The organism is Rhodococcus sp. NPDC076796, assembly GCF_040702765.1.
GTDB lineage: Bacteria > Actinomycetota > Actinomycetes > Mycobacteriales > Mycobacteriaceae > Rhodococcoides.
Genome location: NZ_JBFBMS010000006.1, coordinates 170,241 through 192,457 on the forward strand (window position 1 = coordinate 170,241; position 22,217 = coordinate 192,457).

The window sequence follows — 22,217 nt, forward strand, 5'->3', positions numbered from 1 at the left end:
GTCTCGGTCATGCGGCGACGGTATCGACTACATCGTCTGCAGCACGAACCAATTGGGCGTACATACCGTCGTTCTCCAACAGGGACTCGTGGGTTCCGACCTCGCGAACGACGCCGTGGTCGAGTACTGCGATGCGATCCGCGGAGCGCACCGTGGACAGTCGATGCGCGATGAGGATGGTCGTTCGCCCTGCCATCAGGCCGTCGAGTGCGGTTTGCACTGCGCGTTCGGTGCGATTGTCGAGGGCGCTGGTCGCTTCGTCGAGCACCAGGATCGGCGGGTTGCGCAGCACCGTTCGGGCAATGGCGATGCGTTGCTTCTCACCGCCCGAGAAGCGGTACCCGCGTTCGCCGACCATGGTGTCGTAGCCGTCGTCTAGACCGTCGATGAAGTCGTGGATCTGCGCCGTTCGGGCGGCCGCGACAATCTCCTCGTCGGTGGCGTCGGGTTTGGCGAACCGCAGGTTCTCTCGAATGGTGGCGTGGAACAGGTACGTCTCCTGGGAGACGACGCCGACCAGGTCGGCGATGGTCTCCGACGCCAGCTCCCGCAGATCGATTCCGTCGATGGTCACCGATCCGGCCGTCGGATCATGCAGCCGCGCAACGAGATAGCCCAACGTCGTCTTGCCGGAGCCGGTTGCGCCGACGAGAGCCAGCGTGCTGCCTGCATCGACCTCGAGGTCGATGCCGCACAGCGTCGGGACCGTTGCTGCGGTGTAGGTGAAATCCACGGCGCGGAACGCAACGTCTCCGCGGACGGCCTCGCGGGGCAGCGCCACCGGGTGGGTGGGCTCGGCCACGTCGATCGGCAGATCGAGGTACTCGAATACGCGACCGAACAGGGCGAGCGAGGCCTGCACCTCCACGCCGGTGTTGAGCAATTGCATGGTGGGCCGGAACAATTGGGTCTGCAGGGCGGTGAACGCGACGAGCGTTCCGATCGTCAGTGCGCTCCCCTGCCCGATGGTGATGCCGGCGAACCAGTACACCAGGGCAGGCATGACGGCGAAGCTGATCTGGATCGTGGCCATGCGCCACTTCCCGGCCATCATCGCCGCGAGTTCGACGCCCGCGACCTCGTGGGATCGGTCGGCGAACCTGTCGGTCAGTGCCTGGGCGGAACCGGTGGTCTTGCCCAGCAGAATGCCGCTGACCGACAGTGATTCCTCGATCTGCACCGACAGCTCGCTGAGCAACTTCTGTCGTTTCGTGGAGATCTTGCGCCGCTCGTCGCCGATGCGGCGGGCGACGCGGACGAAGACCGGCAGGATGATCAACGAGAAGGTGGCGAGCTTCCAGTCGAGCAGGAAGAGTGCGACCACCGTCGCGGCAACGGTCGTCGCGTTCTGCGCGATGGACGTTGCGGTGTTGGTGACCACCGATTGCATGCCGCCGATGTCGTTGGCGATGCGTGATTGAACCTCGCCGGTGCGGGTGCGCGCGAAGAATCCGAGGGATTGGCGTTGCAGGTGCGAGTAGACTTGGACGCGTAGATCGTGCATGAGTCGTTGACCGACGCCGTTGGACATCCAGGTCTGTACGACGCCGAGAGTGTTGGTGGCGACTGCAACTGCGATCATGCCGAGTGCGATGAGGCTGACGAGTGTGACGTCGCGGTCGGGTATCGCATGATCGAGGAGTTCGCGAAGGAGCAAAGGGGACGCGAGCGCGATGATCGCGCTGACGACGATGATCGCGCTGACGACTGCGATCTTGCGCCGGTAGGGCGTGAACAGAGCCAGGACTCGGCGCACGGGTCCTGGATCGGACGCGAGGAGAGAACGTTCGGGTCGGCTTTCCAAGTAGACCTCCGGAGAAGTTGAAGTACGGGATAGCTGAAGTAATATGCAGAGGCTACCTCACTATGAGGTAACGGGCAACCGTCGCTATGATTCCTTGCATGGAAACCGGACACTCGCCCAACCTGAGCGAGCAGTTCATGGCCGTCGCGCGGCAGATCCGGCGCAGCCACATGACTGCGTTGGAACCGTTCGGCCTCAATCCTTCGCAGAGCCGGGCTCTGCACGTGTTGGCCCGCGAGCCCGAGTCCGTGCGACTACGCGACCTGGCCGAGCACCTGCGGATCGTGGCTCGATCGGCCACCGACATCGTCGACTCCCTCGAGGCCGCGCACCTGGTGACGCGGCAACAGGATCCGAGCGATCGGCGAGCGGTCCTGGTGGAGCTGACCGACACCGGCCGTGCGCTGCTGGACAGAATCGACGACGCGCGCCGTCAGGTGACGTCGGAAATGTTCGACGGCCTCGAGCCGGCGGAACGCGTCGAGCTGAATCGACTGTTGAGCAAGATCGCCGAGACCGACTGAACCGACCGACGTTACTGCTCGCCGGTCCGATCGCGTCGAGCGAGCTCGGCGAACATCGCATTGTGCGCGGCCAGATCGGCATCGTGATCGCGCTCGGCGGCCCGGTCACCACGCCTGGCGTCCCGATCGTCGCTTCGGGACCATTGGATCAGCAGCGCCAGCATGACGAGCACCAGCGGAACCTCGCCGGTGGCCCAGGCGATACCGCCGCCGAGTTTCTGATCCCCGAGCAGGTCGGAGTTCCAGTCCAGCCCGAGCGTCCGGTAGAACCAGGCACCCATCACGGTGTTCATGCTCATCAGCGCCACCCCGAAGAAGGCATGGAACGGCAGCGAACCGAATACGACGGCGAGTTTGGTGACGTGAGCGATCTTGCGCGGAGACGGATCGACGCCGATGACGGTCCAGTAGAACAGGTAGCCGCTGAGCACGAAGTGCAGGTTCATCAGCAGGTGCGCGCCGTGACTGTCCAGGACCGCTCCGAAGATGCCGCCGAGATACAGCACGTAGAAGCCGCCGACGAAGATCAGCGAGGCGACGAGCGGATGGGTCAGGAACTGTGAGATCCGGCTGTGCAGTCCGATCAACAGCCATTCACGCATTCCGGGCACGCCCTCCTTGCCTGCCGCGGGCAGTACCCGCAATGCCAGCGTCAGCGCACCACCGAGCGCGAGGAGGACCGGTGCCAGCATCGACAGCATCATGTGCCCGGTCATGTGCACGCTGAACACGGCTGTGGAGTAGCGACCGATTCCCGAGGACGTGCTGATCAGAAGCGTCAGGCAGCCCAGGACCCAGGCGACGGTGCGGCCCACCGGCCACGCGTCGCCGCGCAGCCGCAGACGGCGGACGCCGATCAGATACACCACGGCCATGACGATCGCGGCGGTACCGAAGATCAGATCGAAGCGCCAGTCCAGAGCCATTCGCGCGAACGTCGGCGGGCCGCTCAGGTTGTACCCGAGGGCCGCCTCCGTGGTCGTGAGGTTGGGGTCGATCTCGGCGGGAGGCGGTGTGCGGCCGAGCCCGACGGCCAGTCCGATGGTCGCCGCGAGGACCAGTACCTCGGCACCGGCGAAGCGGAGCAGCGGCCCGCGGGCCGAGGGATCGGCGACCAGGGCCGGTAGTGCGCGGCGACGCTGCATCCAGCCGAAGCCGCCCAGCACGATCAGGGCGACGATCTTCGCCACGATCAGCAGGCCGTAGGTGGTGGTGAACAGGTCGGCGATCGAGACGCGGACCAGGGCGTTGATGACGCCGCTGATGCCCATCACCACAAAACAGACTCCGGCGATGGTGGAGAATCGGCGTGCCGCGACGTCGGCATGTGCGCCGCGCCTGCGAACGTGTGCCAGCAGGGCGAACAGACCGCCCGCCCACAGCGATGCTGCCCCGAGGTGCAGGATCAAGCTGTTGGTGGCGATGTCGTGCGATCCGCCCGCCGAGGAGTGCCCGCTCAGCGCGATGGGCAGCAGCGTCGCCAGGGAGAACCCGAGCAGCGCGGGCGTCCACGCCCACCGCAACACCGTGCGCGACGCGATAGCGAGCACAACGGCCATGATGGCCGTCCAACGCCAGGCGCTGGCGATCTCCACCTGGTCGAGTGCGATCCAGAGATTCGCGGGCTTGATGGCTTCGGCGAACGGCTGTCCCGAGGTGTCGGACAGTGTCAGCGGCACGAGGAGCAGCGCGCAGACGGCCCAGACGATCGAGGCGACCGAACCGGTGCGCACGGCGCGGTAGCCGTCGACGTCGAGCACGCCGTTCTTCTGCGGCGGCACGAGGAACGCGGCGAGCAGGAACGATCCGATGGCGATGACGGCAGCGATCTCGCCGATCGCCCGCAGGGCAGGCAGGCCGTAGGTGGTGGTCGGGCCCGGGTCCGGGATTCCGAGCAACACCAAGGCGTCGGAGGCGGAGAGCATCACGATGAGTGCGGCGACCACACCGGCGATCACGCCGGCAGTGACGAACACCGTCGTGGTGGCCGAACGCGGATCCACATCCGTCCGGACATCGTCCGCCTGCAGTTCAGCGGTCGAGGGTTCGGTCTTCTCAAGATCCGGTGTTGCCATACCACCAGAGTAAGAGGTGATCGGCGGTAGTCGAAACGCGAGTCCTACACAGCGTCGTACTTGCCCGTACTCACGGCTTCGGTCTCGTCGTGATGGATGCGACCGTGTCGGGCGCGCAGCGGTTCACCGGTACCGCCCCAACGGTGGGCGATGATCTCCGCGGCGATCGATACCGCCGTCTCCTGAGGCGTCCGCGCCCCGAGGTCGAGCCCGATCGGACTCGCCAGACGAGTGAGTTCCGTCTCCGTCAGACCCGCCGCACGCAACCGAGCCGTGCGGTCGTCGTGGGTACGGCGCGATCCCATCGCACCGACGAACGCCAGAGAGGGAATGCGCAACGCCACCTCGAGTAGCGGCACGTCGAATTTGGGGTCGTGGGTCAGCACACAGACGACGGTGCGTTCGTCCACCTCTCCCGCCGCGAACTGCTCGGACAGATAGGTGTGCGGCCACGCGACCACGACCTGCTCGGCGGCGGGGAACCGCTGCGGGGTCGCGAAGACGGCACGCGCATCACAGACGGTGACGCGGTATCCGAGGAATACGCCCTGTTGCGCGACTGCGGCGGCGAAATCGATGGCTCCGAACACCAGCATCCGCGGCGGCGGAGCGTGGCTCGAGACGAACACCTCCATCCCCTCCCCCCGTCGCTGACCGTCGGGCCCGTAGGTCAGGACGGCCGAACGGCCCGCGGCGAGAAGCCCTTTCGCATCGTCGGTCACGGCCGAGTCGGCGCGCGCGCTGCCGAGCGAGCCACGGATGCCCGATTCTCCGACGACGATCCTGCGGCCGAGCCGTTCCGGATCGGTGTGTGCGACGACTGTCGCCGTCGCCACGGGCACATTCCCACGCACGTCCGCGACAAGAGCCTCGAATTCGGGAAACGTGTGCTGGGAGATGACTTCGACGAAGACGTCGAGCGTTCCGCCGCAGGTGAGTCCAACGGCAAAAGCGTCGTCGTCGGATATTCCGTATCGCGTGAGAACCGGCGCGCCGGAATCCAGCACGTCCTGCGCGAGTTCGTAGACCGCACCCTCGACACAGCCGCCCGAGACCGAGCCGGCAACGGCACCATCTGGACCGACGACCATCGACGCCCCGACCGGACGCGGTGCCGAATCGAACGTGCGAACCACCGTCGCGACCGCTGCCACGTCGCCGGACTGCCAGATGTGCAGTATGTCGTCCAGGATGTCGTGCATCGAACCTCCTTCGGCACAGGTCGGAACGATTCCGAGAACACCGACTCCCCTCAGGATGCCAGCTCAACCCGTGCCTGCTTCGACGGCACGAGCGGAAAGGTACACTCGTCAACCGTGCTCGAGCGGGTCCGCCCGCACGCGCCAGCCTCCGTAGCTCAGGGGATAGAGCAAGGGCCTTCTAATCCCTTGGTCGCAGGTTCGAATCCTGCCGGGGGCACCGCAGATGACCAGCGCAAACGCGTGACGCTTCGGCCCACTGTGGTTGACTTCGAGGTAACGAAGGGTCACACGTGCATCAGCTCACTCTCGGAGTCCTCTCACGTTCACGCAAGCCGAATGAGCGGCGACTTCCGATTCATCCACTTCATCTCGATCGCATCGATGCCGACATCCGAGCCCGCATGTTTCTCGAATCCGGCTACGGCGAGCCGTTCGGACTGTCCGACGAGCACTTGGCCGCGCAGGTTGCGGGCATCGGCACCCGTGCCGAACTCATCGCTCGGTGCGACGTGATTCTGCTGCCGAAGCCGCAGGCCGAGGATCTTGCCGCGTTGCGCCCCGGACAGACGCTGTGGGGTTGGCCGCACTGCGTCCAGGATCGAGCACTCACCCAGATCGCCGTCGAACGTAAGCTGACACTGATCGCGTTCGAGGCCATGAATCACTGGACGCCCGACGGCTGGTTCAATCTCCATGTGTTCCACAAGAACAACGAACTGGCCGGCTACTGCTCGGTGCTGCACGCACTGCAACTGATCGGTTCCACCGGCGATTACGGCCGACGGTTGCGTGCCGCGGTCATCGGCTTCGGGGCCACGGCCCGCGGTGCGGTCACCGCTCTGAACGCGCACGGCATCCACGACGTCGACGTCCTCACCCAGCGTGGTGTCACGGCCGTCGGTTCGCCCATTCACTCGGCCAACATCGTGAATTTCGATCTCGACGACGCCGATCCCAGGCAGAGCCGAGCCCTGACGCCCGAGGGACGGGTACCTCTCTCCCAGTTCCTCGCCGACCACGATGTGATCGTCAATTGTGTTCTGCAGGACACCAATGCGCCGTTGACGTTCCTGACGAACGACGATCTGCCCACTCTCGCACCCGGCACACTCGTGGTCGACGTCTCCTGCGACGAGGGAATGGGCTTCGAATGGGCGCGCCCCACCTCGTTCACCGATCCCATGTTCACCGTCGGCGACAACGTGAAGTACTACGCCGTCGACCACAGCCCGTCCTATCTGTGGAACTCGGCCACCTGGGAGATCAGCGAATCGTTGCTGCCGTATCTGCGAACCGTCCTCGACGGCCCCTCGGCCTGGAGCAGTGACGCCACCATCGAGCGATCGATCGAGATCAGGAACGGCGTCATCGTGAACCCCAATATCCTTGCGTTCCAACACCGCAGTGCGGAGTACCCGCACACAGCAGCATGACCGAGAACGCAGCATCGCCCATCACGTGGACCGAGGACGGTAGTGACCGGACGTCGCGCTGGCAGTCCGAGAACGGCGCTCCCCCGCCCCGTGTGGTGCGGATCGTGAACGATTCGACGACCGCCGACGTGGCGTACAAGATGGCCACGATCGGTGAGGCGCTGTTGTGGCGCGGCGATTACAACAACGCTCGGCAGCTGTTGTCGGCGATGACCCGGCGAGTACCGGCCGCCAAACACCTGCCGAATGGGTCGGGTGCGGAACGGTTCCATCTGCACCGCCAGTACCAAGCCAGACGTGCGCGAGTGCTGGGAATGCTTCTGGTGGAACTCGATTCGGATGTCCGTCTCGATCTCGGCCGGGCACCGGACGTGCGGGCGGCCGTGACGGAAGCTCTCGGCCCGGACGCTGCGCCGTGTGTGCTCTCGTTGCGCGAACTCCTCGGCATGGTCGGTGCACACGAGTGGCGCCGCAAGGGCGTCTTCGTTCCCGCGCTCGACGCCTCGATCCACCCGCACTACGGAGTCTTCTCTCCTGTCCGCGGCGAGTACGTTCAGCTCGTCGCCGACGCCCCGCTGCCGGACACGGACCGAGCGTTCGACATCGGTACCGGCTCGGGCGTTCTGGCTGCAGTGCTCGCCCGCCGCGGCGTGACCTCGGTGGTCGCGACCGACAAGGATCCGCGGTCGGTCGCGTGCGCACGAGCCAATATCGATGCTCTCGGGTACGCCGATCGGGTCGAGGTGGTGCAGGCCGACATCTTCCCGTCCGGGCGCGCGGGACTGATCGTGTGCAATCCACCCTGGATTCCTACGAAGCCGACATCGGGCATCGAACATTCGGTGTACGACCCTGGCTCCCGAATGCTCAAGTCCTTCCTGAGCCGACTCCGCGGGCATCTGACACCTCACGGTGAGGCATGGTTGGTGGTCTCCGACCTCGCCGAGCTGCTCGAATTGGTTACTCGCGCAGACCTTCTCACCGCCATCGACGCTGCGGGCCTGGCCGTCGTCGGCCGCACCGACACCACCCCGACACATTCTCGCGTCACCGACAGCTCCGATGTGCTGCACGAGGCACGCTCGCGCGAAACCACGTCGTTGTGGCGGCTGCGCGCACGCTGACCGTGGGTACACGAGAGCGCCGCCCGAGCATTGCTCGGGCGGCGCTCTCGGCTATCTGTCTGGTACTGCTCTACCGTTCGCGGGTCTCGAACTCGCCGTTGATCACGGTGCCCAGCGGTGCGTCACGCTCCGCCTTCTTCGCCGCCTCACGCATTTCGATTCCGTCGGTGATCAGGTCACCGATCTCACGAGTGACGTCGCGGACGGCTCCGGCGATGATCACAACGATCCGGCCGACGTGCTCCGCGGCCGATTCGGTGAATTCCTGCACGGTGTCCTTGTTGCGCTCGAACTTTCCTACCAACAGGACCGCCCCCTTCGAAGTCGTCACGCTGCGCTGGTCTTCTTACGCTCGACGATAACACCGGCCGGAGCCGCCGATCCCGTGAGCGAGTTGGGCAGCGCGAGCTTGAAGATCTTGCCCCACACGGTACCGATCTGATGGAAGAAGCCGCCGGTGTTGTACGGCAGGTCGTACTTCTCGCACAGGGCCTTGACCTCGGGTGCGATCTGCGGGTACCGATGCGCAGGCAGATCGGGGAACAGGTGGTGCTCGATCTGGTGCGAGAGGTTGCCCGACATGATGTGGAACAGCGGGGTGCCCTCGATGTTGGCCGATCCCAGCATCTGACGCACGTACCACTCGCCGCGAGTCTCTTCGGCAGTCTCTTCCTTGCTGAACGTCTGGACTCCGGTCGGGAAGTGGCCACAGAAGATGATCGAGTAGGTCCACACGTTGCGGATGAGGTTCGCGGCGACGTTGCCGACCACGGTCGAGACGAAGAACGGGCCGGTCAGCGCGGGGAAGATCACGTAATCCTTGAGCGCCTGCTTGCCCGCCTTGCGCCACATGCCCTGCAGCAGCGGCTTGACGTCGTGCCACTTGCGCTTGCCCGCGACGATGTTCTCGGTCTCGAGGTCGTGCAGCATCACGCCCCACTCGAAGAACGTCATCAGCAGGAACGCGTAGACCGGGTTACCGAGGTAGTACGGGTTCCACTTCTGATCCTGGTCCATACGCAGGACGCCGTAACCGATGTCGCGGTCCATGCCGACGATGTTGGTGAACGTGTGGTGCATGTAGTTGTGCGAGTGCTTCCACTGATCTGCCGGGCAGACGGTGTCCCACTCGAACACCTCGGAGTTGAGGCCTGGCTCGCGCATCCAGTCGTACTGACCGTGCATGACGTTGTGGCCGATCTCCATGTTGTCGAGAATCTTCGCCACGCCGAGGGCACCGACACCGGCCAGCCACGCAGGCGGGAGGAAGGGCAGGTACATCAACGCGCGTCCGGTGATCTCGAGGCCGCGCTGCGCCTTGATGATCTTGTAGATGTATTCGCGGTCCTCGTCGCCGAGCTTGGCGACGGTACGGGCCCGCAGGTCGTCGAGTTCGCGGCCGAGTTCCTGGACCTGTTCGTAGGTCAGTACGGTCGGCTGGTCCGGCAGGGTCTCGTTGCGGCGGAATGGCAGAACGGTGGTGGGCAGGATCGAGAGAATCGTTCCGAGCATCTGATGATCTCCAATTCGATCGGGTCGAGATGGGTCTGGGGTCGTCTGTGTTCGGGGTGGATCTAGATGTCGATGTCGACGTCGCCCACGGCAACGGACACGCACAGCTGGATCTTCTTGTCGGATTCGGTGTCGGTCTCACCGGTCTTGATGTTCTTGGTGCAGCCGGACTTCTTCACCGAGGTGCAGGTGAAGCAGATACCCATCCGGCAGCCGTTGGCCGGTGAGAGTCCTGCAGCTTCGGCCTGCTCGAGCAGCGTCACGCCGTCGTTCTCCGAGGAGACATCGCTGCCGGAGAACGTGGTGGTTCCGGTGACGTCGTCGCTGACGGTGGCGAACGAGGGCGTGAATTCCTCGAGGTGCAGCCGCTCGCTCAGGCCTGCGTCCTCGAAGAACGAGGTCACGCCCTTCATCAGTCCCGGAGGTCCGCACAGGAAGGTGTCGGCCTCGGCAAACCACGGGGCCACTGCATCGAGATGTTCCTGCCCGAAGAACCCGTAGAGGTCGCCACCCGTCTTCTGCTCGGTGTACGCGAAGACGATGTTCACGTTCTCGTGCTCTGCAGCGATTTTCTCCAGGTCCTTCTTGTACGCGACGTCGTTCTCGGTGAACGCGTAGTGCAGGAAGGTCAGGTCGCTGCTGTACCCCTCGTCCAGCAGCGACCTGAGCATGGACAGCACCGGCGTGATGCCGCTGCCACCGCTGATCAGCAACGTCTTTGCCGGGCGTGGTTGGGGAAGCTCGAACGTGCCGTCCGCCTGCGACAGGCTGACCACCAGGCCGACGTGCGCGTTCTTGTGCAGGTACTGCGACACCAGGCCCTCGGGGTGAGCCTTGATCGTCAGTTCGATCCGGCCGTCCTTGCGGTACTGCGAGCAGGCGGGCGAGTAGCAGCGGGTATGGCGTACTCCGTCGATGACGACGCCGACCTGAACGAACTGGCCGGCCTTGAATCCCTTCCACTGACGCGTGGGACGGATGGTGAGAGTCAACGAGTCTTCGGTGGACCGGTGTATCTCGGTCACTTCGCCGCGAAGGTCACGAACGGTCGTCATAGGGTCGACGAGTTCGAGGTACCGATCGAGCGCGTGCGGTGTGGCCATGGCCTCGAACAGGGAAAGAAGCGAGAACTTGCGCGAACCCGAGGTCCGCGACGGACGTTCTTGAAGCGTCATTCCATCCTCCCTAACCGGATCGAAACCTACGACCCATTCAGTGAACGATTGTGCACTAACATGAGTGTGGCAGAGCGACACCGGTACCTGTCAACGTTTATGTGACCGCCGTTACAGAGCGAATCGACAGTTCCGCGGGTGTCGGGGAGGAACCGGAAGGGAGATCACAGAATGCGCGCCCATAAACTGGACGTTGTGACAGAACCGGGGACCCGTGCCGAGCGCAAGGAGCGCACGCGTCAGGCATTGATCGAGGGCACCCTCGACCTGCTACGCGAGCGTTCTTTCGCCAGCGTCAGCCTGCGTGAGGTCGCCCGATCCGCCGGGATCGTCCCCACCGCGTTCTACCGACACTTCGCCTCCATGGAGGACCTCGGCGTCGCTCTCGTCGAGGACAGCATGCGCATGCTGCGACAGATGTTGCGCGACGCCCGGCGCAACCCCAGCACCAAGACGGCCACCGAGTCCTTCGGCATCCTGGTTCGCCAGGTTCGTACCCACGAGGATCAGTTCCGTTTTCTCAGTCGCGAGCGGTACGGCGGCGTCACCGAGGTGCGCCGCGCCTTCGCCACCGAGCTACGGCTGTTCGTCAGCGAGCTGACCATCGACCTGTCCCGCATGCCCGGCCTGGAGCAGTGGGACGTCGCCGATCTGGAGATGACCGCTGATCTGCTCGTCTCGACGATGCTCACTGCGGTGGTCGGTCTGTTGGAAATCGACAGGCCGGGTAGTGCGAACGAGAAGGATCTGATCGAGCGGACCGAGAAACAGATCCGCATGATCATGCTCGGGATGAGCCGATGGGAACCACGACGGGCTTGACCGTTGGAGAACGAGACGGCCGCGAAGGGAAGTTCATGACCGAGGTAAAAGTCGGCGAGTACGTGTTCGACGTTGCGATGTCGGGACCGTCGGACGGTGTGCCGGTGGTTGCGCTGCACGGCTTTCCGCAGACCAACGCGTCGTGGACAGCGGTGACTCCCGGCTTGGTCGACGCAGGTTGTCGCGTGATCGCCCCGAATCAGCGTGGCTACTCCCCCGGTGCCCGCCCGGTCGGAGTAGAGCACTACCGCATCGAACAGCTCACCGGTGACGTCCTCGGGCTGCTCGATGCACTCGATCTGCCGTCGGCGCATCTGGTCGGACACGACTGGGGTGCGGTGGTCGCCTGGCACGTGGCGGCCGAGCATCCGGACCGCGTACGCACTCTCACGGCGGCGTCGGTCCCGCATTCGGCGGCCTTCAACTGGGCCATCCGCGAGGATCCGGATCAGCAGGAGCGATCGAAGTACTTCGGCCTGCTCCGAGAACCGGAGAAGGCCGAGCGAGTTCTGGTCGAGAACGGCGCGCAACGGCTCAGGGCCATGTTCGGCGCGGACAGCCTCGATGACGAATACGTTCGGCATCTCACTTTCCCCGGGGCGCTCACGGCCGCATCGAGCTGGTACGCCGCGATGACCAGGGAGTTCGCAAACCTCCCTCCGGTGACCGTGCCCACCACCTACGTCTGGAGCAACGGCGACACCGCCATCGGTCGAGCGGGAGCGGAGCGCTGCGGCGAATTCGTCGACGCCCCGTACCGATTTCTAGAACTGGACGGCATCTCGCACTGGATCCCGGAGGAAGCGCCCGAGAAACTGACGGCCGAGATCCTGGCCCGTATCGACTCCGCCTAGACCCCCTCGGGAGCCCGCACCTTCAGCAGCGCCAACAGCCCAGCAGCGAGGACGATAATCAGCCCGGCGATACCCGCGCGGTCGGCGTCGAACATCCACACGAACAGACCGAACAGAGACGGCGCGAGGAACGACGCGGCGCGTCCCGTCGTTGCGTACAGGCCGAAGAACTGACCTTCTCGTCCCGGCGGAGCCAGCCGGGCCAGGAAAGTGCGCGCGGACGACTGCGCCGGTCCGACGAACAGGCACAGGATCAGCCCGAAGATCCAGAACATCGTCGGTCCCGAGACGAACAGCAGAACGGTCCCGGCGGCGATCATGCAGGTGAGGGAGAAGACGATGACCTTCTTCGGACCGATTCTGTCGTCGAACCGTCCGGCGACGATGGCTCCGAGACCGGCGATGACGTTGGCAGCGACGCCGAACAGCAGAACGTCGCCCGCACCGATGCCGTAGACGCTGACGGCGAGCACGGCTCCGAAGGTGAAGACGCCCGCCAGTCCGTCCCGGAACAATGCACTGGCGATCAAGTAGTAGACGGCGCGGCGGTCTGCGCTCCACAGCTCACGGACATCGCGAAACAGAACTCGGTACGAGGCTGCGAAGCCGGCTTCGGCGGCCTTCGGATCGGCGACGGCTCGCGGCACTTCGGGAACGGCGAACATCACCGGGATGGCCGAGACGGCGAACCACACGGCAGCCAGCAGAGCGACGAGCCGGATGTTCAGTCCGCCGTCGGTACTCAGACCGAGGACCCCGCGGGTGTCGCCGTCGCCGGCGATGAATCCGACGTAGCACAGGAGCAGCAGTACGATTCCGCCGAAATAGCCCATGGACCAACCGAACCCGGATACTCGGCCGATGTTCGCCGGAGTGGAGACCTGCCGCAGCATCGAGTTGTACGGGATGCTCGCCAGCTCGAACATGATGGATCCGAGACCGAGCAGCAGCAGGCCCAGCCACAGATAGTGGTAGTCGTCCCGAACGAAGAACAGGCCGGCCATGGCGACGACCGTCAGCGCGGTCAACACTCCGAGCAACCACTTGCGTTTGCCGCGCGCGTCGAAATACTGCCCGCACACCGGCGCGAGGAGCGCGATGACGACGCTGGACAACGCAATCGTCCAGCTGAACCAGGTGGTGGCCGAAATCGAACCGGGCAGGTCGTCGCCGACGGCGTCGGTGAGATACACCGAGAACACGAACGTGAGAACAACGGCGTTGAACGCCGCCGAGCCCCAGTCCCAGAACCCCCAGGCGGTGACCTGCTTACGCGTTGTGGCGACTCCGACGACAGCGGCCTCCGGCTGGGTTCCCATGGTTGCCAACACTAGACCGCCACGGCCGCGGGTTAAGGTGCACCTAGTTGCATAAGCACCGCGTTGCATACATACTCTCGGGTGTGGCTTTGGAACACGCGATTCTGGTTTCCCTCACCGAGCTCAGTGGCTCGGGATACGAGCTCGCCCGCCGCTTCGACAAGTCCATCGGATTCTTCTGGAGCGCAACACACCAGCAGATCTACCGGACGCTGACGCGGATGGACGGGGCCGGATGGATCACCGGCGAGGCAGTTGCGCAGGACGGCCGGCCGGACAAGAAGGTCTACTCCGTCAGCGCTGCAGGCCGGGCCGAGCTCGACCGCTGGATCGCCGCGCCTACCGATCCCTCCCAGCTTCGTGAGGAACTCGCCGTCAAGATCCGCGGTGCCGCCAACGGCGACATCGATGCTCTCAAGGTCGAAGTCGCCCGCCATCGCGATGTACATGCCACCCGCCTCGACGTCTATCGACTGATCGAGAAGCAGGATTTTCCGGCCCCCGCTGCCCTCACCGGCACCACGTTGCATCAATACCTGGTGCTGCGCGGCGGAATTCGCGTCGAAGAAGGATTCACCGAGTGGTGCACCGAGGTATTGGAGAAGCTGTGAAGACCGAGCAGACTGCTGGCCCGTATCCGATTCTGTTGTCGCCGTTGGATGTCGGCGCGACCACGCTGAAGAACCGCGTGATCATGGGATCGATACACACCGGCCTCGAAGATCGCGCCCGCGACACCGGTCGCCTGGCGGCCTATTTCGCCGAGCGCGCCCGCGGCGGAGTCGCACTCATCATCACCGGAGGCTATGCCCCCAACCGCACCGGTTGGCTGTTGCCGTTCGGAGCCAAGCTGACCAATAGGATCGAAGCCCGTCGGCATCGCCGGATCACTGCTGCCGTCCATTCCGAGGGTGGCAAGATCGCACTGCAGATCCTCCATGCCGGGCGCTACTCGTACCAACCGTTCAGTGTGTCGGCATCCTCGATCAAGGCCCCCATCAATCCTTTTCGGCCACGCCGCCTCACCTCGAGGGGCGTCCGCTGGCAGATCCGCAACTTCGTACGCTGCGCCCGGCTGGCCCGGAGTGCGGGATACGACGGCGTCGAGATCATGGGCGGTGAGGGCTACTTCATCAATCAGTTCCTCTCCGAGCGCACCAACAAGCGACGCGACGAGTGGGGCGGTTCGGCGGAGAACCGTCGGCGGATGGCCGTGGAGATCGTGCGGCAGACCAGGGCAGCTGTCGGCCCCGACTTCCTCATCGTGTTCCGGCTGTCGATGGCCGACCTCGTGGAGGAAGGCCAGAGCTGGAACGACATCGTCGCGCTGGCGCAGGACGTCGAGGCTGCGGGCGCGAACATCATCAACACCGACATCGGCTGGCACGAGTCACGAGTGCCGACCATCGTCACCTCGGTTCCGCGAGCTGCATTCGCGGACATCACCGGCAAGCTCGAGAAGCACGTGGCCATCCCCGTCGCCGCGTCCAATCGCATCAACATGCCCGAGATCGCCGAGAACATCCTCGCCCGCGGCGACGCGCAATTGATTGCTATGGCCAGGCCGATGCTGGCCGATCCGTTCTGGGTCGAGAAGGCCGCCACGGATTCGGCCGACCTGATCAACACCTGCATCGCCTGCAATCAGGCCTGCCTGGACCACGCCTTCGTGCACAAGAAGGTCTCGTGCCTGGTCAACCCGCGAGCCGGACGTGAGATCGACCTGCAGCTGCTACCGACGAAGAAGACCAAGAAGGTGGCGGTCGTCGGAGCCGGACCTGCGGGCCTGGCCGCGGCACTCAATCTCGCGCAGCGCGGACACGCCGTCAGCCTGTTCGAGGCCAGGAACGAGATCGGCGGGCAGTTCGGAATCGCGCGACTCATTCCCGGTAAGGAGGAGTTCGCCGAAACGATCCGGTACTTCTCGAGCGCACTCCGTAGCGCAGACGTCGCCGTTCACCTGGACACCCGAGTCACCGCCGCGAAACTTCTCGCAGGCGAGTTCGACGAGGTGGTGCTCGCCACCGGCGTCACTCCCCGAATTCCCCGGATCCCCGGCATCGAGCACCCGTCGGTGCTGTCGTACGCAGAACTGGTGCGCGACGGCAGACCCGTCGGCGATCGGGTCGCGGTCATCGGTGCCGGCGGCATCGGTATCGACATCTCCGAGTTCCTCACCACCGACGCCTCCCCCACGCTGGATCTGAAGGAATGGAAGCAGGAGTGGGGCGTCACCGAGCCCGAGGCCGCCCCGGGGGCGTTGACGACTCCGGTGCCGGCACCGTCTCCGCGTGAGGTGTATCTGCTGCAACGCAAGCCGGGACGCATCGGTGCTGGGCTGGCGAAGACGACCGGCTGGGTCCATCGCGCCGCACTGAAGGCCAAAGGTGTGCATCAGCTTTCGGGCGTCAACTACGAGAAGATCGACGACGCAGGGCTGCACATCTCCTTCGGCGACAAGCACGAACGTGCGCGCGTTCTCGACGTCGACACCATCGTGATCTGCGCGGGCCAGGAGTCGGTGCGCGACCTGGTCGACGAACTGAAGGCCGCGGGCACCACCACGCACATCATCGGCGGTGCCGACGTCGCAGCGGAGCTCGACGCCAAGAGGGCTATCGAGCAAGGCACCCGGCTCGCGGCCACGATCTGATCTGTCCGCTAGCCTGTCTCACCGTGAGCCTGCCCAAGCCCAGCCCAGATGCCCGCGCCGTCGTCACCGGAGCCTCCTCCGGAATCGGTGAAGCCCTGGCCACCGAACTCGCCGCCCGCGGACATTCACTGATCGTGGTCGCTCGACGCGGGGAACTGCTCGAGGCGTTGGCTGCCAAGCTCACGGCCGAGCACGGCGTTGCCGTCGAGGTGCGTCAGTCGGATCTGTCGAATCGTCTGCAGCGACAGGAACTGGTCACCGAGCTGTCCGAGCGCGAGATCTCGATCCTGTGCAACAACGCAGGTATTGCAACGTTCGGGCCGTTGGCCGGTCTCGATCCCGCGTACGAGCGCGACCAGGTCGAGCTCAATGCCGTTGCAGTACACGACCTCACGTTGGCGGTCATGCCCGGCATGATCGGCCGAGGAGCAGGCGGCATCCTCATCACCGGTTCGGCGGCAGGCAACATGGCCATCCCCAACAACGCGACCTACGCCGCGACCAAGGCCTTCGTCAATACGTTCTCCGAATCGCTTCGCGGTGAGCTCGCGGGCACCGGTGTCAACGTCACCCTCCTCGCTCCCGGCCCTGTCCGCACCGAGACACCCGATCCCGCCGAGGCCTCGATCGTCGACAGGATGGTTCCCGACTTTCTGTGGATCGACAGCGCCTACACCGCGAAACTGTCCCTCGACGGCCTCGAGAAGAACAAGATGCGCGTTGTACCGGGACTGCTCAGCAAGGGCATGTCTGCGGCCGGGCAGTACAGCCCGCGCAGCATCTCCGCACCGATCATCGGCAGCTTCTACAAGAAGCTCGGCAACTGATCTCAGCGCCGGCGGCGGCGTCCGGTACCGAAGATGCTGCGCGAAATTTCTCGCCCGGCAGCCGAGGCGGCCGAGCGTAGAAAGCTCTTGACGGCGGGGTTGCCCATGATCCGCTCGGCGGCCGACGGGCCTTCCGGCTCGCTCGGGGGTAGATCCGGCAGATCCGCAGGCAGGGGCGGGATGTCGAATTTCTCGGCCGGAGCGGGCACGTTGGCCACGCGAGCGTTCATCCGCTCGTAGGCCGACTCCCGATCGACCGTCTCCCGGTACTTCGCGGACAGTGTGCTCGACGACGCGGCCGCCGCGATGGCGTCGTTGCCGATGGTGTCCATCAACGAGCGCGGCGGGCGAATCTTGGTCCAGGCCACGGGCGTCGGGGCACCCTGCTCCGAGAGCACCGTCACGATGGCCTCGCCGATACCCAACGACGTCAGTGCCTTCTCGAGGTCGTAGGCGTCGGTCTTGGGGTACGTGCGCACCGTCTTGTTCAACGCCTTCTGATCATCGGGTGTGAAGGCGCGCAGGGCGTGCTGAATTCGCGCGCCCAATTGGGAGAGAACATCGTTGGGAACGTCGGTGGGCAGCTGCGTGCAGAAGAACACACCGACACCCTTCGAGCGGATGAGCTTGACGGTCTGCTCCACCTGCTGCAGAAATGCCTTCGAAGCATCGGCGAACAGCAGGTGCGCCTCGTCGAAGATGAAGACCAGCTTGGGTTTGTCGACATCGCCCACCTCGGGCAGCGTCTGGAACAGATCGGCCAGCACCCACATCAGGAAGGTGGAGAACATCACCGGCCGCGTAGCCTGCGCCCCGAGCTCGAACAGCGTGATGACGCCTCGGCCGTCCGGCCCGACGCGCAGCAGGTCCTCGGTCTCGAGCTCGGGCTCGCCGAAGAAGGTGTCGCCACCGTCGGCTTCGAGGTTGACCAGTGCGCGCAGAATGACGCCTGCGGTGGCCGAGGAGACGCCGCCGATGCCTTTCAGGTCGGCCTTGCCCTCGTCACTGGTGAGGTGCATGATCACCGACCGCAGGTCCTTGAGATCGAGCAGGGCGAGCCCCTGAGAATCAGCCCAGTGGAAGATCAACCCGAGCGTCGATTCCTGAGTGTTGTTCAGCCCCAACACCTTGCTGAGCAGAATCGGCCCGAAGGCGGTGATGGTGGCGCGGACCGGTACCCCGATTCCGTCGGTGCCGAGGGAGAGAAACTCCACCGGATGGCCGGCCGGAGCCCAGTCCGGAATCCCGGTATCGGTGGCTCGACTGCGGATCTTCTCGTTGTCCTCGCCCGGCCTCGACAGGCCCGACAGGTCGCCTTTGACGTCGGCCATGACCACGGGAACGCCTGCGGCGCAGAGCTGTTCGGCGATGCCCTGCAGTGTCTTCGTCTTTCCGGTTCCGGTGGCCCCGGCCACGAGACCGTGCCTGTTCAACGTGGCCAACGGAATTCGGATACGGGCGGACGGATCGGTGACGCCGTCCAGCACCACGGTTCCCAATTCCAAAGCGGCACCCTCCGAGGCGTATCCGGCGGCGATCTCGGCGGCTTTGCCGGTCGATGCCTGCGGCTGCCCCTGTTCCGCAGCCAGCGCCTCGGCTTCGGCGGCCTCGGCGGCGGCCAGGGCAACGGCGGCGACCCGTGCCGCTTCGACGGCGGCGGCCTTGGCAGCCTTCGCCTTCTCTGCCGGGCTGAGCGTGGGTGCCGGCTGCGTCGGGTCGACTGTCATGTCCGCGTCCTCCATGAACGTGTGCTGATGCTGAACTGGCTCGATCGCCACCGCAAACCCTAGTGGCATCGCAGCTCGCACTAGTGTGGTGCGAGTGCAGGACAAACTCGTGTGGATCGATTGTGAAATGACCGGCTTGGACCTGAGCAAGGACAAGCTGATCGAAATTGCGGCGCTGGTGACCGACAGTGAGCTCAACATCCTCGGGGAGGGTGTCGACATCGTCATCCACGCCGACGACGACGCGTTGGCGAACATGCCTGCCGTCGTCACCGACATGCACGCCAAATCGGGCTTGACCGACGAGGTGCGCGCGTCGACGGTGACGCTGGAGGAAGCCGAGCAGCGCGTGCTGGCGTACATCAAGGAGCACGTCCCGGTGGCCGGGACCGTTCCACTCGCGGGAAACTCGATCGGGACCGATCGTGGATTCATCTCTCGCGACATGACGGCGCTCGACACCTACCTCCACTACCGAATGATCGACGTCAGCTCGATCAAGGAACTCTCCCGACGGTGGTACCCACGGATCTACTACGGGCAGCCGGCCAAGGGCCTTGCGCACCGCGCCCTGGCGGACATCAAGGAGTCGATCAAAGAGTTGCAGTACTACCGCCGGACGGCCTTCGTGGCTTCGCCGGGGCCCTCTACCAGCGACATCGCAGCAGTTGTTGCCGAACTCGACACGCAATCGGGGGCGGATTAGCAACCTCGGATTCAACCCGCTAGTATTGTCGACGCTGCTGATGCAGAGCCACAAAAGGTTCTGCGGACGCGTGCAATGGTGGGCGTAGTTCAGCTGGTAGAGCACCAGGTTGTGATCCTGGATGTCGCGGGTTCGAGTCCCGTCGCTCACCCCATACGAAGAAGGCCGGTCTCCTCGCGAGACCGGCCTTTTTTGTGCGTTCATTTCACCTGTCACGGAGCGGCCGGAGGTGCCGACGCACCTGCCTTGACCTCGAATTACGTTGTTGTAATTCAACTTTCAGGTTTCCTGTGGGGTTAATGTGACGTACGGTTACCAATGGCACTTTTGGGGAAGAAAAGTACCAATGTGATTCATGTGTTTTTTGCTACGTGAGTTCAGCGTGCCCCGAAGCGTCACCGAACATGTTCTTACGTCCTGCGCGCACCCATCCGGCGGTGCGCGGAAGACGCAGACGAGGAGGCTTTTCGTGGGTCGCAGAATGCACAGAGTCATAGCGGGTTCGATCTTGTCGGCAGCACTGTGCATCGGCACAACCGGCTTGCTCAGCCCGGCGGTGGCCACCGCTCAACCCACGATCGATCTCCCCCAGATCCCGATACCGCAGCCCGACGCGCAGCAACGGGCCGCTATTCTCGCCGCCGTCCTGGACGCCACCGGAGTCCTCATCAACCAGGTCGCAGCCATCGTCCTCGACAGCGACGTGCTCACGGCACCCGACGCAGCCGACGTACCGTCCACCGCGGACCTGCCCGAGATCGAACTACCGATCGCGCCTCCGACCGTGGGTCTGGGCGGGGCAGTGCTCCCCATCGACGCAGGCAAGTACCGCATCAGCTCGGGCTACGGCGGACGCAACAACCCCACCGGCAACGGATCGCAGTTCCACCAAGGCGTCGACTTCGCTGCGGACAGCGGTACCCCCATCCACGCGGTGACCGGCGGAACCGTCGTTCAGGCCGGAGACGCAGGCGACGGCTACGGCAAGCTCGTGCGGGTCAAGAGTGGCAACACCGAGACCTACTACGGCCACCAGTCCACCATCGCCGTCGCAGTCGGCGACGAAGTGGCACCGGGCGACGTCCTGGGCGCAGTCGGCAACACCGGAAATTCGACCGGACCGCACCTGCACTTCGAGGTACGCAACAACGGTTCGAGCATCGAACCGGTGGCGTACCTGAAGACCCTGGGCATCGATCCCTCGCTGTACCAGACTCGCGACCGAAGCTAGATCGGCCGAACCGAGTCCGCTCAGACCGTGGTGGCGTTCCCGGCTTTCCACTCGTCCCACGGGACGTTCCAGTCACCGAGGCCGTCGGTACCCGACAGCGTTCCACCGACGGTGTTCTTCACGACGACGATGTCGCCGCGCTTGGTGTTGTCGTAGACCCACTTCGCGTTGGTGGGACTCAGGTTCAGGCACCCGTGCGAGGCATTGGAATAGCCCTGCTGTCCCACCGACCACGGTGCGGAGTGGAAGAAGATGCCGCTGTAGGACATCCGCGTGGCCCAGTCGACCGGAGTGCGGTATCCGCTCGACGAATTCACCGGCACACCGTAGGTCGAGGAATCCATCACGAGATGCTCGAAGCGGTCGCCGATGATGTAGACGCCGTTGTCGGTGGGGGTGCTGTCCTTGCCCATGGACGTCGGCATGGTGATCACGTCCTGGCCGTTGACGTTGAACGTCACCTGCTTGGTGTTGTCGTCGGCGGTGGCGATGACGGCGTCACCGATCGTGAACGACGTCGTGGCGTTCTCCTGGCCGAAGATGTCGGCACCGAGATCGCGCCCGTACACGTTCACCGCCACATCCACCTCGGTCCCCGGTGCCCAGTAGTTCTGCGGACGCCAGCGAACCTCGGAGTTGTTGACCCAGTAGAACGCACCCTCGACGGCGGGCGTCGTGGTGACGGTGATGGCGTTCTGCGCGGCAACCTTGTCGGTGATCGGTTCGTCGAACTGAACCGCGACCGGCTGACCGATTCCGACGACTGCGCCGGGGTTCGGCAGAACGTAGGGCTTGGTGAAGTTGCCGGGTTGGCTGGTGGTGAAGCTCGATACCGTGCTCGACGCTCCCCCGAGTCCGTATGCGTCGGCCTGGACGCGGTACTCGCGGTCGTAGCCGAGCGGTTCGGTGTTGGTCCACGACAATCCGTCGGGCGCTATCGCTCCCGAGACCGGCTCGCCCTCCGGGTTGAGCATCGTCACCGAGGACAACTTGCCGTCGGCGACCGAGACGGTCACCGGGTCGGCCGGCGAGAATCCGACGGCGCCGTCGAGGACGCTCGAGGTCAGCTTCGGCTTCATCAGCTCGGTCATCGGATTGGAATCGATCGGCACCGACGGTTCGGAGATGTCCGATGCAGAACTACATCCCGACAGGACTGCCACCGAAGCAACCACTCCCACCGCGGCGAGTACGAATCCGCGATACACCCTCATGAACCACACCACTTC

General features: G+C 64.7%; 19 protein-coding genes and 2 tRNA genes. 12 read left to right on the forward strand and 9 right to left on the reverse strand.

Annotated elements, in window-relative coordinates; translation table 11 throughout:
• Positions 1–7 precede the first annotated feature (7 nt).
• Entirely contained in the window at positions 8–1,756 is a 1,749-nt protein-coding gene (locus AB0366_RS19475; protein ID WP_366245350.1) for an ABC transporter ATP-binding protein, read from the reverse strand.
• Positions 1,757–1,902: 146 nt separating this feature from the next.
• On the opposite strand from AB0366_RS19475, the gene AB0366_RS19480 reads away from it, so the two are divergent.
• The gene (locus AB0366_RS19480) at positions 1,903–2,328 is read left to right on the forward strand and encodes a MarR family transcriptional regulator (RefSeq protein WP_366245351.1); all 426 of its coding nucleotides are present in this window, start codon (positions 1,903–1,905) and stop codon (positions 2,326–2,328) included.
• An 11-nt stretch (positions 2,329–2,339) separates the two neighbouring features.
• On the opposite strand, the gene AB0366_RS19485 is transcribed toward AB0366_RS19480, so the two are convergent.
• Complete coding sequence (locus AB0366_RS19485) at positions 2,340–4,403, reverse strand: cytochrome c oxidase assembly protein (protein WP_366245353.1); 2,064 nt, start codon at positions 4,401–4,403, stop codon at positions 2,340–2,342.
• Positions 4,404–4,447: 44 nt separating this feature from the next.
• Positions 4,448–5,605 carry an XdhC family protein gene (locus AB0366_RS19490; protein WP_366245354.1) on the reverse strand — a complete coding sequence of 386 codons (1,158 nt, stop codon included), beginning with the start codon at positions 5,603–5,605 and terminating at the stop codon, positions 4,448–4,450.
• Between the two features lie 144 nt (positions 5,606–5,749).
• Here AB0366_RS19490 and AB0366_RS19495 point away from each other — a divergent pair.
• From AB0366_RS19495 to AB0366_RS19505, 3 genes are all read left to right on the forward strand, one after another.
• Positions 5,750–5,822, forward strand: a tRNA-Arg gene (locus AB0366_RS19495).
• A 73-nt stretch (positions 5,823–5,895) separates the two neighbouring features.
• On the forward strand, positions 5,896–7,038 hold the full coding sequence (locus tag AB0366_RS19500) for a N(5)-(carboxyethyl)ornithine synthase (RefSeq protein WP_366245355.1): 1,143 nt from the start codon (positions 5,896–5,898) through the stop codon (positions 7,036–7,038).
• Positions 7,035–8,162, forward strand: a complete 1,128-nt coding sequence (locus AB0366_RS19505; protein ID WP_366245357.1) for a class I SAM-dependent methyltransferase — start codon at positions 7,035–7,037, stop codon at positions 8,160–8,162. Before AB0366_RS19500 ends, AB0366_RS19505 begins: the two co-directional genes overlap by 4 nt.
• A gap of 70 nt (positions 8,163–8,232) precedes the next feature.
• Here AB0366_RS19505 and AB0366_RS19510 read toward each other — a convergent pair whose 3' ends face one another.
• The 3 genes from AB0366_RS19510 to AB0366_RS19520 all read right to left on the reverse strand — a co-directional run bounded on the left by AB0366_RS19510 (position 8,233) and on the right by AB0366_RS19520 (position 10,849).
• Positions 8,233–8,466, reverse strand: coding sequence for a hypothetical protein (locus tag AB0366_RS19510; protein ID WP_094612967.1), 234 nt, complete (start codon positions 8,464–8,466; stop codon positions 8,233–8,235).
• A 23-nt stretch (positions 8,467–8,489) separates the two neighbouring features.
• Entirely contained in the window at positions 8,490–9,674 is a 1,185-nt protein-coding gene (locus tag AB0366_RS19515; protein WP_366245358.1) for an acyl-CoA desaturase, read from the reverse strand.
• Positions 9,675–9,736: 62 nt separating this feature from the next.
• Positions 9,737–10,849 carry a ferredoxin reductase gene (locus AB0366_RS19520; RefSeq protein ID WP_366245360.1) on the reverse strand — a complete coding sequence of 371 codons (1,113 nt, stop codon included), beginning with the start codon at positions 10,847–10,849 and terminating at the stop codon, positions 9,737–9,739.
• 171 nt (positions 10,850–11,020) lie between these two features.
• Here AB0366_RS19520 and AB0366_RS19525 point away from each other — a divergent pair, with 171 nt between their 5' ends.
• Together AB0366_RS19525 and AB0366_RS19530 are read left to right on the forward strand one after the other, a co-directional pair.
• The gene (locus AB0366_RS19525) at positions 11,021–11,671 is read left to right on the forward strand and encodes a TetR family transcriptional regulator (RefSeq protein ID WP_366245362.1); all 651 of its coding nucleotides are present in this window, start codon (positions 11,021–11,023) and stop codon (positions 11,669–11,671) included.
• A gap of 35 nt (positions 11,672–11,706) precedes the next feature.
• On the forward strand, positions 11,707–12,525 hold the full coding sequence (locus AB0366_RS19530; RefSeq protein WP_366245364.1) for an alpha/beta hydrolase: 819 nt from the start codon (positions 11,707–11,709) through the stop codon (positions 12,523–12,525).
• Here the strand turns inward: AB0366_RS19530 and AB0366_RS19535 are convergent.
• Positions 12,522–13,844: an MFS transporter gene (locus AB0366_RS19535; RefSeq protein WP_366245365.1), complete on the reverse strand. Its 1,323-nt coding sequence runs from the start codon at positions 13,842–13,844 to the stop codon at positions 12,522–12,524. The genes AB0366_RS19530 and AB0366_RS19535 overlap by 4 nt on opposite strands.
• Positions 13,845–13,927: 83 nt before the next feature.
• Between AB0366_RS19535 and AB0366_RS19540 the strand changes: the two genes are divergently transcribed.
• The 3 genes from AB0366_RS19540 to cmrA are packed head-to-tail and all read left to right on the forward strand — an operon-like array spanning position 13,928 to position 17,324.
• Entirely contained in the window at positions 13,928–14,455 is a 528-nt protein-coding gene (locus AB0366_RS19540) for a PadR family transcriptional regulator (protein ID WP_366245366.1), read from the forward strand.
• Complete coding sequence (locus AB0366_RS19545; RefSeq protein WP_366245367.1) at positions 14,452–16,497, forward strand: NADPH-dependent 2,4-dienoyl-CoA reductase; 2,046 nt, start codon at positions 14,452–14,454, stop codon at positions 16,495–16,497. The genes AB0366_RS19540 and AB0366_RS19545 overlap by 4 nt, the downstream gene beginning before the upstream one ends.
• A gap of 23 nt (positions 16,498–16,520) precedes the next feature.
• Complete coding sequence (cmrA, locus tag AB0366_RS19550) at positions 16,521–17,324, forward strand: mycolate reductase (RefSeq protein ID WP_366245369.1); 804 nt, start codon at positions 16,521–16,523, stop codon at positions 17,322–17,324.
• A 2-nt stretch (positions 17,325–17,326) separates the two neighbouring features.
• Here the strand turns inward: cmrA and AB0366_RS19555 are convergent, their stop codons facing one another.
• Positions 17,327–19,051: a helicase HerA-like domain-containing protein gene (locus tag AB0366_RS19555; protein WP_366245370.1), complete on the reverse strand. Its 1,725-nt coding sequence runs from the start codon at positions 19,049–19,051 to the stop codon at positions 17,327–17,329.
• Between the two features lie 94 nt (positions 19,052–19,145).
• On the opposite strand from AB0366_RS19555, the gene orn reads away from it, so the two are divergent.
• From orn to AB0366_RS19570, 3 genes are all read left to right on the forward strand, one after another.
• Positions 19,146–19,757: an oligoribonuclease gene (gene orn / locus AB0366_RS19560; RefSeq protein WP_121872304.1), complete on the forward strand. Its 612-nt coding sequence runs from the start codon at positions 19,146–19,148 to the stop codon at positions 19,755–19,757.
• A gap of 78 nt (positions 19,758–19,835) precedes the next feature.
• Positions 19,836–19,911 (forward strand) — tRNA-His (locus tag AB0366_RS19565).
• Between the two features lie 327 nt (positions 19,912–20,238).
• Complete coding sequence (locus AB0366_RS19570) at positions 20,239–20,988, forward strand: M23 family metallopeptidase (RefSeq protein WP_366245371.1); 750 nt, start codon at positions 20,239–20,241, stop codon at positions 20,986–20,988.
• 20 nt (positions 20,989–21,008) lie between these two features.
• On the opposite strand, the gene AB0366_RS19575 is transcribed toward AB0366_RS19570, so the two are convergent.
• Positions 21,009–22,202: an Ig-like domain-containing protein gene (locus AB0366_RS19575; RefSeq protein WP_366245372.1), complete on the reverse strand. Its 1,194-nt coding sequence runs from the start codon at positions 22,200–22,202 to the stop codon at positions 21,009–21,011.
• Positions 22,203–22,217: the final 15 nt, after the last annotated feature.

What these genes read in the sequence shown, in the direction of transcription:
- AB0366_RS19535 (WP_366245365.1), bottom strand. Translation starts at nt 13,844, where the DNA reads ATGGGAACCCAGCCGGAGGCCGCTGTCGTCGGAGTCGCCACAACGCGT.
- AB0366_RS19570 (WP_366245371.1), top strand. Translation starts at nt 20,239, where the DNA reads ATGCACAGAGTCATAGCGGGTTCGATCTTGTCGGCAGCACTGTGCATC.
- AB0366_RS19485 (WP_366245353.1), bottom strand. Translation starts at nt 4,403, where the DNA reads ATGGCAACACCGGATCTTGAGAAGACCGAACCCTCGACCGCTGAACTG.
- AB0366_RS19525 (WP_366245362.1), top strand. Translation starts at nt 11,021, where the DNA reads ATGCGCGCCCATAAACTGGACGTTGTGACAGAACCGGGGACCCGTGCC.
- AB0366_RS19575 (WP_366245372.1), bottom strand. Translation starts at nt 22,202, where the DNA reads ATGAGGGTGTATCGCGGATTCGTACTCGCCGCGGTGGGAGTGGTTGCT.
- AB0366_RS19530 (WP_366245364.1), top strand. Translation starts at nt 11,707, where the DNA reads ATGACCGAGGTAAAAGTCGGCGAGTACGTGTTCGACGTTGCGATGTCG.
- AB0366_RS19490 (WP_366245354.1), bottom strand. Translation starts at nt 5,605, where the DNA reads ATGCACGACATCCTGGACGACATACTGCACATCTGGCAGTCCGGCGAC.
- AB0366_RS19480 (WP_366245351.1), top strand. Translation starts at nt 1,903, where the DNA reads ATGGAAACCGGACACTCGCCCAACCTGAGCGAGCAGTTCATGGCCGTC.
- AB0366_RS19505 (WP_366245357.1), top strand. Translation starts at nt 7,035, where the DNA reads ATGACCGAGAACGCAGCATCGCCCATCACGTGGACCGAGGACGGTAGT.
- AB0366_RS19515 (WP_366245358.1), bottom strand. Translation starts at nt 9,674, where the DNA reads ATGCTCGGAACGATTCTCTCGATCCTGCCCACCACCGTTCTGCCATTC.
- AB0366_RS19520 (WP_366245360.1), bottom strand. Translation starts at nt 10,849, where the DNA reads ATGACGCTTCAAGAACGTCCGTCGCGGACCTCGGGTTCGCGCAAGTTC.
- AB0366_RS19555 (WP_366245370.1), bottom strand. Translation starts at nt 19,051, where the DNA reads ATGACAGTCGACCCGACGCAGCCGGCACCCACGCTCAGCCCGGCAGAG.